The 13,861-nt window shown below is 64.2% G+C and carries 15 protein-coding genes; 12 read left to right on the top strand and 3 right to left on the bottom strand.

Features of this window, described 5'->3' with window-relative positions; all coding sequences use genetic code 11:
- Positions 1-50: 50 nt before the first annotated feature.
- The 4 genes from Q0579_RS13660 (at position 51) to Q0579_RS13645 (ending at position 5,324) form a co-directional block, all read left to right on the top strand.
- Positions 51-1,556, top strand: coding sequence for a site-specific DNA-methyltransferase (locus Q0579_RS13660; protein ID WP_298813323.1), 1,506 nt, complete (start codon positions 51-53; stop codon positions 1,554-1,556).
- Positions 1,556-4,186 (top strand): DEAD/DEAH box helicase family protein, encoded by a 2,631-nt coding sequence (locus Q0579_RS13655; protein WP_066652231.1) that lies wholly within the window; start codon positions 1,556-1,558, stop codon positions 4,184-4,186. Before Q0579_RS13660 ends, Q0579_RS13655 begins: the two co-directional genes overlap by 1 nt.
- Before the next feature lie 266 nt (positions 4,187-4,452).
- On the top strand, positions 4,453-4,773 hold the full coding sequence (locus Q0579_RS13650) for a DUF1778 domain-containing protein (protein WP_310106207.1): 321 nt from the start codon (positions 4,453-4,455) through the stop codon (positions 4,771-4,773).
- A complete protein-coding gene (locus Q0579_RS13645) occupies positions 4,770-5,324 on the top strand; it encodes a GNAT family N-acetyltransferase (protein WP_010409162.1) in 555 nt (184 codons plus the stop codon). Before Q0579_RS13650 ends, Q0579_RS13645 begins: the two co-directional genes overlap by 4 nt.
- A gap of 55 nt (positions 5,325-5,379) precedes the next feature.
- Here Q0579_RS13645 and Q0579_RS13640 read toward each other — a convergent pair whose 3' ends face one another.
- From Q0579_RS13640 to Q0579_RS13630, 3 genes are read right to left on the bottom strand one after another with little or no spacing between them, the layout of a single operon-like run.
- Complete coding sequence (locus Q0579_RS13640) at positions 5,380-6,141, bottom strand: ImmA/IrrE family metallo-endopeptidase (protein WP_298281614.1); 762 nt, start codon at positions 6,139-6,141, stop codon at positions 5,380-5,382.
- The gene (locus Q0579_RS13635) at positions 6,138-6,569 is read right to left on the bottom strand and encodes a hypothetical protein (RefSeq protein WP_298813320.1); all 432 of its coding nucleotides are present in this window, start codon (positions 6,567-6,569) and stop codon (positions 6,138-6,140) included. The genes Q0579_RS13640 and Q0579_RS13635 overlap by 4 nt, the downstream gene beginning before the upstream one ends.
- A complete protein-coding gene (locus Q0579_RS13630) occupies positions 6,566-7,126 on the bottom strand; it encodes a hypothetical protein (RefSeq protein ID WP_168727486.1) in 561 nt (186 codons plus the stop codon). Before Q0579_RS13630 ends, Q0579_RS13635 begins: the two co-directional genes overlap by 4 nt.
- 189 nt (positions 7,127-7,315) lie before the next feature.
- Here Q0579_RS13630 and Q0579_RS13625 point away from each other — a divergent pair, with 189 nt between their 5' ends.
- The 8 genes from Q0579_RS13625 to Q0579_RS13590 all read left to right on the top strand — a co-directional run bounded on the left by Q0579_RS13625 (position 7,316) and on the right by Q0579_RS13590 (position 13,593).
- Positions 7,316-7,540, top strand: coding sequence for a DUF2188 domain-containing protein (locus Q0579_RS13625; protein WP_066652237.1), 225 nt, complete (start codon positions 7,316-7,318; stop codon positions 7,538-7,540).
- A gap of 74 nt (positions 7,541-7,614) precedes the next feature.
- A complete protein-coding gene (locus Q0579_RS13620; protein WP_066652238.1) occupies positions 7,615-8,094 on the top strand; it encodes a toll/interleukin-1 receptor domain-containing protein in 480 nt (159 codons plus the stop codon).
- Between the two features lie 22 nt (positions 8,095-8,116).
- Positions 8,117-8,482 (top strand): TIR domain-containing protein, encoded by a 366-nt coding sequence (locus Q0579_RS13615; RefSeq protein ID WP_066652240.1) that lies wholly within the window; start codon positions 8,117-8,119, stop codon positions 8,480-8,482.
- An 8-nt stretch (positions 8,483-8,490) separates the two neighbouring features.
- Complete coding sequence (locus tag Q0579_RS13610; protein ID WP_066652242.1) at positions 8,491-9,480, top strand: caspase family protein; 990 nt, start codon at positions 8,491-8,493, stop codon at positions 9,478-9,480.
- A gap of 5 nt (positions 9,481-9,485) precedes the next feature.
- Positions 9,486-9,758 (top strand): RyR domain-containing protein, encoded by a 273-nt coding sequence (locus Q0579_RS13605; RefSeq protein ID WP_298813356.1) that lies wholly within the window; start codon positions 9,486-9,488, stop codon positions 9,756-9,758.
- 477 nt (positions 9,759-10,235) lie between these two features.
- Complete coding sequence (locus Q0579_RS13600; RefSeq protein WP_066652248.1) at positions 10,236-11,807, top strand: recombinase family protein; 1,572 nt, start codon at positions 10,236-10,238, stop codon at positions 11,805-11,807.
- A complete protein-coding gene (locus Q0579_RS13595) occupies positions 11,804-12,703 on the top strand; it encodes a plasmid partitioning protein RepB C-terminal domain-containing protein (RefSeq protein WP_066652250.1) in 900 nt (299 codons plus the stop codon). The genes Q0579_RS13600 and Q0579_RS13595 overlap by 4 nt, the downstream gene beginning before the upstream one ends.
- Positions 12,704-12,720: 17 nt before the next feature.
- Positions 12,721-13,593, top strand: coding sequence for a plasmid partitioning protein RepB C-terminal domain-containing protein (locus Q0579_RS13590; protein ID WP_298813309.1), 873 nt, complete (start codon positions 12,721-12,723; stop codon positions 13,591-13,593).
- Positions 13,594-13,861: the final 268 nt, after the last annotated feature.

The raw sequence follows: 13,861 nt of genomic DNA, 5'->3' as shown, positions 1-13,861 counted from the left end.
GCGAAGGGGACACAATGCCGATCCTGCACTGGCTGACACGCGACCGCGACGTGAAGGCGGCGGATGCCGTACCGTACCGCCTGCTGGAGCGCGACGCGGCGCTTTCCGCCGGCGCGCCCGGCAGCGGCAACATGCTGATCCAAGGCGACAATCTGGAGGCGCTCAAGAGCCTGCTGCCCAATTATCGCGGACAGGTGAAGTGCATCTACATCGACCCGCCTTACAATACGCGGTCGGCTGTTTCTGTCCATTATGACGACACGTTAGAGCACAGTCAGTGGCTGGCGATGATCTATCCGCGGCTTGAACTACTCCAAAAACTGCTCGCTGAGGATGGAAGCATCTGGGTGTCAATTGACGATCATGAGGGGCATTACCTCAAGATCGTGATGGACGAGGTGTTTGGACGCGGATCTTTCATTGCAAGCCCTGTTTGGCAAAAGCGTTACTCGCGTGAAAACCGAGAGGCGATCGGCGACGTTCACGAGTATCTGCTCGCTTATTCGCCATCACCTGAGCGCTTCAAAGCGCAACGCAACAAGCTGCCGCTTGATGAGGATCAGGCCAAGATCTATCGCAATCCTGACAACGCCAAAGAAGCAGACCCGAGTAAGCGTTGGCGTGGGCTTCCGATGACTGCGCAGGGCTACCGCCCAAACCAGATGTACGAGATTGTCGCCCCGAATGGTCGACGGCATACACCTCCCGAAGGTCGCTGCTGGTCGATGATTCGACCCGAGTTCGAAAAGCTAGTTGAGGCGAAGCGGATTTACTGGGGCAAGGACGGGAACGCACAGCCGAGCGTCATCCGTTTTCTTTCTGAGGTCGAAGGATTGGTGCCTTGGACATGGTGGCCACATGGCGAGGTCGGCCATACTGACGAGAGCAAGAAAGAGGCGAACGCGTTGTTTGGCGCCGACGTAAGTTTCGGCACGCCCAAGCCCGAACGCCTGCTGCAACGCATCCTCCACATTGCCACCAACCCCGGCGACCTCGTCCTCGACTCCTTCCTCGGCTCCGGCACCACGGCGGCGGTCGCGCACAAGATGGGGCGGCGCTGGATCGGGATCGAGATGGGCGACCATGCCGTCACTCATTGCGCGCCGCGGCTGAACAAGGTTATCGCGGGTGAGGGCGGCGGCATCAGCCGGGCGGTCGACTGGCAGGGCGGGGGCGGGTTCGACTTCTACCGGCTCGGCCCTGCGGTGTTCGACGCCGATGGCACGATCGCCGCCGGCATCGCCTTCGCCCCGCTCGCTGCGCACGTCTGGTTCGCGGAGACCGGGACGCCATTCGCCGGAGCGGCCGCCACGCCGTTCCTGGGCCACCATGACGGGCAGGGGGTCGCGCTGCTCTACAATGGCATTCTCGGTGACAAGCGTCCGGCGGGCGGCAACGTGCTGACACGCGCGACGTTGGCGCTGATCCGGGAGGGGGCAGAGGGCTTCACCGGCCCGGTCACCATCTATGGCGAGGCGAGCCGGCTGTCGCCCGCGACGCTCACCGCCGAGCGCGTCATCTTCAAGCAGACGCCCTACGACGTGAAGGCCCGCTGATGCAGCTCAAGACCTATCAGCAGGCGACCCTCGACACGCTGCGTCGCTTTTTCGAAGCGGCACAGGCGCACGGGCCCAAGGCCGCGTACGAGGCGATCACGACCGAGCCGGACCAGGCCAGGCGGCTGCGCGGCTATGGCGGGCGCTACACGCCCCTGCTCGGGCAGGAGGGGATGCCCTATGTCTGCCTGCGCCTGCCCACCGGCGGCGGCAAGACGCTGCTCGCCGCGCACAGCGTCGCGGTCGCGCGCGATGCGTGGATCGGGCGCGACTATCCGCCGGTGCTGTGGCTGGTGCCGACCACGACGATCCGCCGGCAGACCGTGGACGCGCTGAACAACCCGCGCCATCACTATCGTAAGGCGCTGGCTGCCGCCTTCGGTGAGCCGGTGCGCGTGTTCGACATCGCCGATTTCACCCGGCTGACCGCGGCCGACCTGTCGCGGCACCTGTGCGTGTTCGTCGCCACCATCCAGACGCTGCGCGTGGAGAACACAGAGGGGCGCAAGGTCTATGCGCACCACGAGGCGCTGGAGCCGTTGTTCGCGAACGTGCCGAAGCGGATCTCGGGGCTGGAGCCGCTCGGTGCCGAGGTGGCAAAGCGGGTAGGGGGCCACCCGGACGACATACGCTATTCCTTCGCCAACCTGCTCCACCTCCATCGCCCGCTGATGATCGTGGATGAGGCGCACAAGGCGGTGACCGGCCTGTCGCGCGAGATGCAGGCGCGCGTGAACCCGTCCGCCATCATCGAGTTCACCGCGACCCCGCATCCCAAGAGCAACATCCTCCACGCCGTTAGCGCCGCGGAGCTGAAGGCGGAGCAGATGATCAAGCTGCCCGTCCGCCTGGATGAGCACCAGACCTGGGAGGGTGCGGTGACCGGCGCGATCGCGCGCCGCGCCGAGCTGGCGGAGAAGGCGGGCCGCGATCGCGACGGATACATCCGCCCGCTGGTGCTGTTCCAGGCCGAGGACAAGGGCCGCGAGGTGACCGTCGACGTGCTGCTGGAGCACCTCCGGTCCGTCCACCACATCCCCGCCGACAAGATCGCGGTCGCGACCGGCGACCAGCGCGGTCTCGACGGCATCGACCTGTTCTCGCCCGACTGCCCGATCGACTACATCATCACCGTCGAGGCGCTGAAGGAGGGCTGGGACTGTTCCTTCGCCTACGTCTTCTGTTCGGTCGCCAACATTCGCAGCGCGACCGATGCGGAGCAGCTGCTCGGCCGCGTGCTGCGCATGCCCTATGCGAGGAGGCGCAAGGCGCCCGCGCTGAACAAGGCCTATGCGCACCTCGTGTCCAAGTCATTCGCGGAGGCCGCGACGGCCCTCAAGGACCGGCTGGTCGACATGGGCTTCGAGGAGCAGGAGGCGGAAGCGTCGATCGAAGCGGCGCCGACGTTGGGAGAGGGGCTGTTCGGCGCGCGCGCGCGTCCGCTGCCGTCCGCGCGGATCGAGGTTGCGGCGGATGCGGGCACTTTGGCGGCGGTGAGGGCCGCCGCGCCCGATCGGCTCAGCGTCGAGGATGGCGCGATCCGGATCACCGGCTTCCTGCGCGAGGCGGAGAAGGCGGCGGTCTATGCCGCGCTCCCCGCGCCCGCCGCCGCCCATGTGCGCGAACAGGTCGCCGCCTATGAGGCCGAGCACGCGCATGAAGCGGCGCCCGCCGAGCTTGGGCAGACGTTTGTCGTGCCCCGCCTGATGGCGCAGATGCAGGGCGAGCTGGTGTTCGCCGATACGGACCGCCTGTCCGAGTATTTCGACTGGTCGCTCGCCGAGGCCGGTCACCAGCTTACCCGCGACCAGTTCGACGTGGCCGAAACCGCCGACGCCTTTCAGATCGACCTCGACGGTGATCGGCTCACCGTGGCGCACAGCGACGTCAGCGACCAGTTGCTGCTCGACGTGCCGGTCGAGGGCTGGACGGAGAGCGGGCTCGTCGCGCTGTTGGCAAAGGCGGTGCGACAGGATGACGTGCGCCCCGCCGAGCTGCTGGCGTGGCTGGCCGATGTGGTCGGTTTTCTGGTCCGCGATCGCCATCTGCCGCTCGCCGCGCTGATGCGCTGCCGCTTCATGCTCGCGCGGCGCCTGCGCGATCGCATCGCCGCCGTTCGCCAGGCCGCGCGTGAGCGGGCGTATCAGAGCTGCCTCTTCGGCCCCGACGCTGCGCCGACCGTCTCGGTCGAGCACGGCTTCCGCTTCGCTGACGGCATGTTTGATGGCGTGCCCGCCTATCGGGGCAGCTATCGCTTCACCAAGCACTTCCTGCCCGCGGTACCTGTTTTCGACAGCGGCGAGGACGGCGAGGAGCTCAGCGCCGCCAAGCAGCTCGACGCGGTGCCGGAGGTGGACGTCTGGGTCCGCAACGTCGCGAGCCATCCCGCCGCCTTCTGGCTGCCGCTGGCGACGGGCCGCACCTACCCCGACTTCGTGGCGCGGCTGACGGACGGCCGCCTCCTGGTCGTCGAGTATAAGGGCGGCCATCTCGTCCGCGACGCAGCCGAAAAGCGCCTCGCCGGTGAGCTGTGGGAGCGAAGCGGCGGCGGCCTGTACGTCTTCGCCGAGCGGGAGCGGGACGGGATGAACGTACGCGATCAGATCCGTCGTGCGATCGGCCGTGGGTGATTGGCGGTCGTTTGGCAAAGGGCAGGGTTGGGTAGGAAAACGGACGGGGCGGCTTGGACAGACGGGAACGCCTTCATTCACCATTCACGCCGGCACTCACGGCAGCTACCAGCTCCCACACCCCTCATCGAAGTGCATGTTGGCTCATCCCGGCCAGACATTCTGACGCGGGTTTCTGACGCCTGCAGCAGGACAGACAAATTAAGCGACTCTCAATCTTTTGTTGAAATGTACGCCGCAAAGACGTACATGTGCGTGAAGGTTGGATGAGGTGTGCCATGCTTGGCTTTCAGGATCAGGTCGGCGCCGTTGAGGAGCGCAGCAGCGAGCGGATGAACTTCCGTACCAAGCCGCGCATCAAGCAGGCGATTCAGCAGGCTGCCGCTCTTTCCGGTGTGGACGATTCCGTCTTCACGATGAACGCGGCCTATCGCTCTGCGATGGAGACGATCGCGGCGCACGAACGCACCACCCTGCAGCCGGTCGATCATTCGCGCTTCTTTGCGGCGCTCGACACGCCGCCGGCACCCACCGAGCGACTTCGGGCAGCATTCGCGCGGCATCGTGAGACGATCGTCAGCAGGTGACGGCGACAGAGGACGCAAAGCTCTTCACCATCGAACCGCTCGATCCTGCCAAGCACGATCGAGCGGCCTTTTCCTGTGGCATCACGCAGGTCGACAACTTCTTCCGCCGGACCGCGAACAAGCTCGCCAAGGCGGATAACGTCCGCACCTTCGTGATGGTCGGTGCCGAGGGCGAGCTGATCGGCTTCTATGCCACCAACGCCCATGCGATCGACTATACCGAGTTACCCGATCGGTTCGCCCGCAACCGCCCTGCGCATGGCAGTATCCCGGCCGCCTACATTTCGATGATCGGCGTCGACAGCCGCTTTCAAGGGCAAGGCTATGGCGGCGATCTGTTGGTCGATTGTCTCAAGCGCCTGGCCTTGGCGGCCGAAGCGTTGGGGATCGCCGTCGTCATGCTGGACGTGTTCGACTGCGGCGATGCCGAGAAGGTGGCGAAACGCATCGCGCTCTATACCGGCTATGGCTTTGAGCCGCTGCCCTCCAACGGCTTGCGGTTGTTCCTGCCGATCGCGACGGTTCGGACTCTTACGCAAGCGGATGCGTAGGCTGAGAATTGCTGACGCGTAACTTGCCCAGTTCAAAGCCCCATGCTGCGCGGTCCTAATCAAGCATTTGATCTTTCAGCGTCAGAAGGGCGAGCACATCATTCCCAAAGCCTTTGACGCACTCCTCGGTCAGCTCAAACCTATCGGCGCCCCGGCGATCGAACCATGCGTCCGCCCCGATGATCGTCGGCCGCGACCGATCAATCTTTCCATACAGCACGTCCATCGCGTCTGACTCAGGATCGAGATCATCACGGGGAAACCAGTGATCCGGAATGCCGCCATTGCGTCGAAACCATCGGCGTCCGTTCTGACCGTGGCAAACGATCATACAGGGCCAAGGACTATGGTCGATAAACCTTTGCGCCGTCGCCAACCGGCTGGTGGAAAAGGCAGCCGCCAGAGCGTCGATTGCTTCGAATGACGGCCGCCGGTGAGCGGCAGCAAGCGGTCGAAACAGATAGGCCGACATCAACAGGTCGGCGGCATAATTATCAGCTTGCCGCTCAATGCCGGCACCGCCCTGGCTGACACTTCCGATCTCACTCGCCCTGCAGACCGACGACCGGCCGCGATGATGCTGCCAGTGGCCCAACTCGTGCGCGATCGAGAAGCGACGGCGACGCGGATCGCCATCGCCTTTCACAGTGATGATCGCCTGATTGCGAAAGCCGATGATCCTGGCTTCACAGCTCTCCAGAATGCCGTTGCGCACCTTGGCACCCATCGTCCAAGCGATCGCCTCAATATCGATCTCATCCGGACTGGTGACGCCGAGGGACTGCAAAAGCTTTTCGGCTTGACCAAGCCCCTTCAAATCGGATTGCCGTCTTCGTCGATGGCACCAAGCTCTCGCAAATCGGCGAGTATATCATCCATCTCTTTCTCGGTAATGCCTTCGCCGTTGCGTGCGGCCATCGTCAGCCGGCTTTTCAGCTTGCTGTCATCGTTGGCGAACCAGGCAAGGACGGCCGCTCGATCCCTGAGAGGAAGCTGATGGACTTGCCCTCGGCCCGTTCTGGCTGCGCGATCGATCTCTGCTCGCGCAGCCTGAAGGCGCGACTTTCCAGATCGGGCGGTTGCGGTCGAGATTATCGCGCGGATACGGTCGGCTTCATCCTCGACATTCAGTCCTTCGGCCTCGACCTCCGCCAGTAATTCCGCGTCCGACATAGCCATGATGTCTGCGACCAGTTCATCCGCCAGCCGATCGATCGGAGGGGTAGGGCGCCCCGCGCCGCTCACGATGACCATCCATTGGGAAAAGCCGCATCTATCTTGCGGCGGACACGGCGTCGGATAGTGGCATACGCCGTCATATCGACACCGATCATGGTCATGATCTCCTCCTTCGGAAGGTCGTCCAGATACGCCCACAGGAACAGGGTTGCTTCCTCATCATCGGCAAACAAGGTTTCCAGCGCATTTCGCCGAGCCGACGCATCTTCCCGTGAAAGCGCCAGTTCCTCGACATCGGGTTTCGTTTCTACCGGCTCATGCAGTAACCGGCCTTCGGCATCAGTGGCATCAGCCGATACCAGTTCGGGTTCGACCTTCTGTTGCCTAGCGGACGCGCGGCTGCGCATGACGCCAATCAGGAATGCCACCATTCCCATCCTGCGCGGGCAATTCCGAACACCCTCGATCGTCTGACATACAGCTTCGTTGAGCAGGTCGTCGGCTTCACACCCTGCGGCAAACGCATATTGTCGTCCCGCCTTCCTCAGTCTGAGAAGGTCGACCGAGGTCAGGCGTTCGATCGCCTGCCGCGCTTCCGCAAGATCAAGGGTCGGTTCGCTCACTCAACTCCGCCGCTTCCTGACGGAGTAGGCTGATTTTCAGCGCGGCTCAGACACAACACGAAAAAATCGTGTCAGGATGTCCGAGAGCACCCGCCGTTTCAGCCTACCCCCTTTGATAGTCAATGAAGACGATCGGGAGCGGCGTCGCAAGCCGTCTTACCCTTACAGCGCGAGGAAGGAGGTAGAATTATGTCCGGAAAGAACCAGCATGTCGTCCCGCACGCGGGGTGTTGGGCTGTTCGCGGCGCCGGCAACGGTCGTGCGACATCGATCCATGACACTCAGCGTGACGCGATCGATGCTGCACGAGGCATCGCGCAGAACCAGCGCAGCGAACTTCTGATCCACGGCCGCAACGGTCAGATCAGGGACCGCGACAGCTACGGCGGGGACCCGTTCCCGCCGCGCGGCTGACCTGATGGGCGTGCCGGAAGGCACGCCCCGTTAGCCAATCAGTACCTCCGCCCTACCACCATCGGAACGCAACGATGATCAAGGTCTTCCTCTCCCACCAGTCGACCGACGCCGTCACAGCTGCTGGCGTCGCACGCAGGCTGAAACAGCAGCACGACATCGACTCCTACCTTGATGTAATCGACCCTTACATAGGTCGACCCGGGGAGGATCTTGCAGCCCACATCCGCAGCGAGATGGGCAAGTGCACCCAGCTCCTCGCAGTCGTTTCGGATGCGACCAAGGCGTCGCAGTGGGTGCCGTGGGAGATTGGCGTGGCGACGGAAAAGGACTTTCCACTCGCCACCTACGCTGCCGCTTGGGCGACGCCGCCCGAGTTCCTGCGCAAGTGGCCTTACCTACGGTCGGACGCTGATCTCGACCAGTATGCCATCGCTTCCAAGACGGCGCGCCGCGTGCTGATCAACAAGCGCACGACGCTGAACGAGAGCACTGCGCGCGCGTCCTCGACCCGCGACTTCTACGCCACCCTGCGTGCCGGCCTTGGCCAGTGATGCGCACCATAAGGAGCATGCCATGACCAAGACCGTGTTCGTCGCGTTCGCCATCGAGGACGAGCGCCAGCGCGACTTTCTCAAGGGCCAGTCGCTCAGTCCGCGTCAGCCCTATGAGTTCATCGACATGTCGGTGAAGCAGCCGTACGATACGCAGTGGAAGGAAAGGGTCCGGACGCGCATTCGTCGCTCGGACGGTGTGATCGCGCTGGTCAGCGCGAACTCTCTCACCTCCACAGGCCAGAAGTGGGAGATTGCCTGCGCAATCGAGGAAGGTAAGCCCGTCCGCGGTATCTGGGCCTTTTCGAATGATCGTACGGTGCTGCCGTCAATCAAGACGCTCGCCTGGAGCGACGCGAACATTTCCGGCTTCATCGACTCGCTCTAAGGCCAGACATGCGCAAGGCCCTCATCGTCGGCATCGACCACTACGACCACATTGGCGGCCTAAGTGGCTGCGTGAACGACGCGCACGCTGTGCGACAGGTGCTGGAGCGTCACGCCGACGGCACCGTCAATTTTGCCACGCCTCTCCTGCTAACCGGTACCGGAACGGATGATGTCGGCCGTGCCGCGCTAAAGGAGGCTGTGCGCGAGCTATTCGCCGATAATGCCGAGATCGCGTTGTTCTACTTCGCTGGTCACGGTTTTATCGAGGACACAGGCGGATTTCTCTGCGGCAGTGACTGCAAATCAGGCGACGACGGCCTGTCGCTCGCCGAGGTGATGACCTTCGCACGTAAATCGCCAGCGAAGAACAAGATCGTGATCCTCGACAGCTGCCACTCCGGCGTCGCGGGCAGCCGCACGGACACGCCCGCGCTCGCCGAGGTCGCGGAGGGCATGACCATCATGACAGCGTCCACGGCTGAGCAGTATGCGATGGAGGTGACAGGCGGCGGCGCCGGCGTGTTTACCAGCCTGTTCGTCGACGCGCTAAACGGCGCGGCCGCTAACCTCGTGGGCGACGTGACGCCCGGCGGCGTTTACGCGCACGTCGACCAATCACTCGGACCGTGGTCGCAGCGCCCAGTGTTCAAGACGAACGTGAAGAGCTTCGTCTCGCTGCGCAAGGCGCAGCCGCCAATCGAGCTCGCCCACCTGCAGGCGCTGGCGACCCACTTCCCTACAGCCGACTTCGTGTTCCAACTTGACCCATCCTTTGAGCCCGAGCGCAGCGCGGAGCAGCGGGCCGATGCATCGATCCCGGTGCCCGACCCACTCAACAACGCCGTATTCTCGGTGCTGCAGAACTACGTGAAAGTGAACCTAGTCCGGCCGGTCGGTGCACCACACATGTGGCACGCAGCGATGCAGTCGAAGGGTTGCGAGCTGACGGTGCTTGGTCAGCACTATCGGAACCTCGTCGAGCAGAACCTCATTTGAGCGGTATGGACACGGAGGAGATCAGCAGTCGCCTGGAGGCCGCCGTTGAGAAGCTCGCGGCCATGGAACACGAGCGCTGGGCGCATTGGCAACGCTATGTCCATTCGGTCGGCGAGTGGCAATCAGACGGCTCTCTGGTGATTGCTCCGGACCTGGTCGCACGGTGGGAGCGGCAGATCGCTACGCCGTATGCAAATTTGACGGAAGCTGAACGGGAGAGCGACCGGGAGCAGGTGCGTCGCTACCTGCCCGTGCTAAAGGCCGCGCTGGCGCGCTAGCGACTGATGCAGTGTCACAACCGCGCGGTTGTGCCCCTTGCTACCGTCCTGCAGTCCGCTGTCGCCGTAGGACCTCGAATGCTCCGCTCGCTTTGGCGAGCGCGACCTCAACCGCATGCAGGTCGGTCGCAAGCGCCAGTTCCGGTCGCGCGGCCATGGTGAGCACCGCGGAGAGCACGGCATCGGACTCTCGTGCCAGCCTCACCAAATGGTGCCCGCTAGGACCCACAACCCCGTTCAGCCAGTTTCGCGCCGTCCGGTCGGACGCTTCCGTCCATCGCTGGATCTGCTTGGCAGCCCCGGTGCCCGTCCCGAGCTCGGTCCGCAAAGCCTCGCTTACTGCAACGATATAGTCGGCCTCGGTCAGCCTCCCTCCCCCATTTGGAAATCGGCTGCCGGACTTTGGAAACATGTTGCCGCCCCTTTCAGGATAGTGGCGGCTGTGGGCGCGTGCGCCTCTTGGTTCAGAGGCCGCCGATGGTCATCAATTGGAACACGCCTGAGAACGACAAGCCACCGGATCCGCCGCGGGTGCGAGCGGCCGAGTATGTCCGCATGTCGACCGAGCACCAGCAATACTCTACCGACAATCAGGCCGCCGCGATCCGGCGTTATGCCGACACCCACGGCTATGAGATCGTCCACACCTACAAGGATGACGGCAAAAGCGGCCTCAACCTGTCGGGCCGCTCGGGTCTGAAGCTCCTGCTCGCCGACATCGAGGCGGGTCGCACCGACTTTCAGGCGCTGCTCGTCTACGATGTGAGCCGGCTAGGTCGCTTTCAGGATCCGGACGAGGCCGCCACGCACGAGCTTCGCATCCGTGCCGCCGGCATCCAGGTCGAGTATTGCGCCGAGCAGTTCCGCAATGACGGGTCGATCAGCTCGTCGATCATCAAGACCGTCAAACGCACCATGGCGGCCGAGTACAGCCGCGAGCTGTCCGTCAAGGTGTTCGCGGGGCAGGCAAACCTCATCCGGCGCGGCTACCGTCAAGGCGGGGCTGCGGGCTACGGCCTGCGCCGCCTCCTCGTCGACGTGAACGGCGATCCCAAGGGCGAGCTCGGCCGCGGCGAGCACAAGAGCATCGCCACCGACCGCGTGATCCTGGTGCCCGGCCCCGCGGAGGAGGTGGCGGTGGTCCAGGAGGTCTACCGGCTGTTCACCGAGGCCGGAAAGCCCGAGCGCGAGATTGCCGACCTGCTCAATGCGCGCGGTCTCGTCACCGATCTCGGTCGCCCCTGGTCCCGGGGCACGGTCCATCAGCTGCTCATCAACGAGAAGTACGTGGGCGACAATGTCTGGGCGCGGACCTCCTTCAAGCTGAAGCGCCAGCACGTCCAGAACGCCGAGGACGAGTGGATCAGGGCCGAAGGCGCATTCGCGGCCATTGTCGATCGGGCGATGTTCGTCCGGGCACGCGCCATCATCGACGCGCGCTCCGAGCGGCTCAGCGATCAGGCGATGCTCGAGCTGCTGGCCTCGATCTTCGCCAGCAAGGGCATGCTGACGGGCCTGATCATCGATGAAGCCGAGGATGCGCCGTCGAGCAGCGCATATCGCAGCCGGTTCGGCAGCCTGCTGCGCGCCTACGAGCTGGTCGGTTTCGCTCCTGATCGCGATTATCGCTACCTGGAGATCAACCGGAAGCTGCGAGAGCTGCACCCCAGGATCGTCGATGACACGATCGCGGCGCTGGAACAGGCCGGCGGCACGGTCGTCCGCGACACCGCGACCGACCTGCTCACCGTCAACGGCGAGTTCACGGCTTCGCTGGTGGTGGTGCGATGCGTTCAGACCGCGGCCGGTTCGCTGCGCTGGAAGCTCCGGCTCGATACGGCGCTCAGGCCCGACCTGACGGTCGCGGTGCGGATGGCGCCGGGCAACGAACTGCCCCGCGACTATTACCTCCTTCCCCGCCTCGACATGGGCGATGCCGTGCTGCGCCTGTGCGAGCATAACGGCCTCTCGCTCGACGCCTACCGCTTCGATGACCTGTCCGCCTTCCATCGCATGGCGGCACGGCGATCCTGGAGAATGGCCGCATGAGCACCGCCAGACCTGCCCAGCGCGTGGAGTGGATCCCGCTCGATCGCATCACCATCGTCAACCCGCGCACCCGCAACAAGCGCGTGTTCAAGGAGATCGTCGACAACATCGCCCAGGTCGGCCTCAAGCGCCCGATCACGGTCACGCGTCGCATGGAGGCGGATGGTCCCTTCTACGACCTGGTCTGCGGTCAGGGACGCCTCGAGGCGTACCGGGCGCTCGGTCAGGGCGAGGTTCCGGCGCTCGTCGTCTCGGCCGATGCGGAAGACTGTCTGATCGCCAGCCTGGTCGAGAATTGCGCCCGGCGCCAGCACAGCGCGATCGACCTGCTGCAGGATATCGGCGGCATGCGGGAGCGGGGCCACAGCCTCCCCCAGATCGCCCGCAAGACAGGCCTGACGCTCGAATATGTCAGTGGCGTCGCCCGCCTCCTCGAGCAGGGCGAGCAGCGGCTGCTGCGGTCGGTAGAGGCGCGCGCGATCCCGCTCAGTGTCGCTGTGGAGATCGCCGACGCGGAGGACCATGATGTCCAGCGCGCCCTGCAGCTCGCCTATGAGAAAGGCACGTTGCGCGGTCGCAAGCTGCTTGCCGCGAAGCGCATCGTCGAGGATCGGCGCCGGCGCGGCAAGCATCTCAAACAGCATACCGGCAAGCCCTCTCATGGACAGAAGCTCTCGCCCGCCGCGCTCGTCCGTGCCTATCAGGACGACGTCGATCGCAAGCGCGCCCTGATCCGCCGTGCGGACACAGCGCGCGATCGGCTCCTCCTCATCATCGAAGCTCTTCGGCGACTGCGCTCGAACGAGCAGTTCGCGGCCCTGGTGGAGGACGAGGACCTCGCTACCCTGCCTGAAAACCTGGCGGTCCGCCTCGACCGGATGGGCGCGGTCTCATGAGCCCGGGGCCGCAAAGCATGGCCGTCAAACTGGCCTTCGAGGAAGCCAGCCTGCGCATCCCGATCGACAGCATCATGCCGCTGCGGGCCTCCTCCGCGGCCGTGAAGAAGTCGGTGAAATACGGCCAGATCGCAGCCTCGATCGCCGAGGTCGGGATCATCGAACCGCCTGTCGTCGCGCGGGACGCGACCGATCACGGCCGCTATCATCTGCTCGACGGACACCTGCGCGTCGAGATCGTGCGGGAGCGGGGCGAAACCGAGATCGTGTGCCTGGTCGCGACCGACGACGAGGCCTTCACCTACAACAAGCGGGTCAGCCGGATCGCGACCATCCAGGAACACCGGATGATCCTCAACGCGGTCAAAAAGGGCGTCTCCGAGGAACGGCTCGCCCGCGCCCTCAACGTCGACATCGCGAGCATCCGGAAGAAGCGGAATCTGCTGGTCGGCATCTGCCCGGAAGCGGCCGACCTGCTGAAGGACCGGCACATACCCATCCACGTGTTCACCGAGCTTCGTTTCATGAAGCCCGTCCGTCAGGTCGAGGCGGCCATGGCAATGATCACGATGAACCGGTTCACGGTCAGCTATGCGCGATCGCTGGTGGCTTCCACGCCCGACGATCAGCTCGTCGCCGGCAAGCCGCGGCGGGTGCCGGGCCTGACCGAAGACCAGGTCGCGACCATGCAGCGGGAGAGCGAGAATGTGGATCGGCAGCTGCGTGCTGTCGAGCAGAGCTACAGCGCCGACCAGCTCGATCTCATGCTGGCCGCCGGATACGTGAACCGCTTGCTCGGCAATGCCCGCGTGGTCCGCTACCTTGCCCAACACCATGCCGACATTCTGGCCGAGTTCCAGAAGCTGAGCGACCTCCAAAAGGCAGCTTGACGTGCCGTGACAACCGCAATGCCCTCGCTTCTGGTGCTCTGGTCTGAGCGCAGTGAGAAACCGAAATCGGACCAGCTGAATGGGACAATTGTTCGCAGTTGGCTACTTCGGGTCTTTACGGTTAGCTTAGCGCAACAGCATCGGCCTATGTCTCTTTGAGCCACTCGTTGAAGGGCTGGCTCACAAGGGTATATCCAAAAACGCCTCATAGGAGGGGGCACCTCAAGGTTTGTCATATGGACAGCGGCAGTCGGAACAAATGGTCAAC

This window comes from uncultured Sphingomonas sp. (genome assembly GCF_936927845.1).
In the GTDB taxonomy this organism is placed as follows: Bacteria; Pseudomonadota; Alphaproteobacteria; order Sphingomonadales; family Sphingomonadaceae; genus Sphingomonas.
This window is presented reverse-complemented; position numbering and strand designations above follow the sequence as displayed.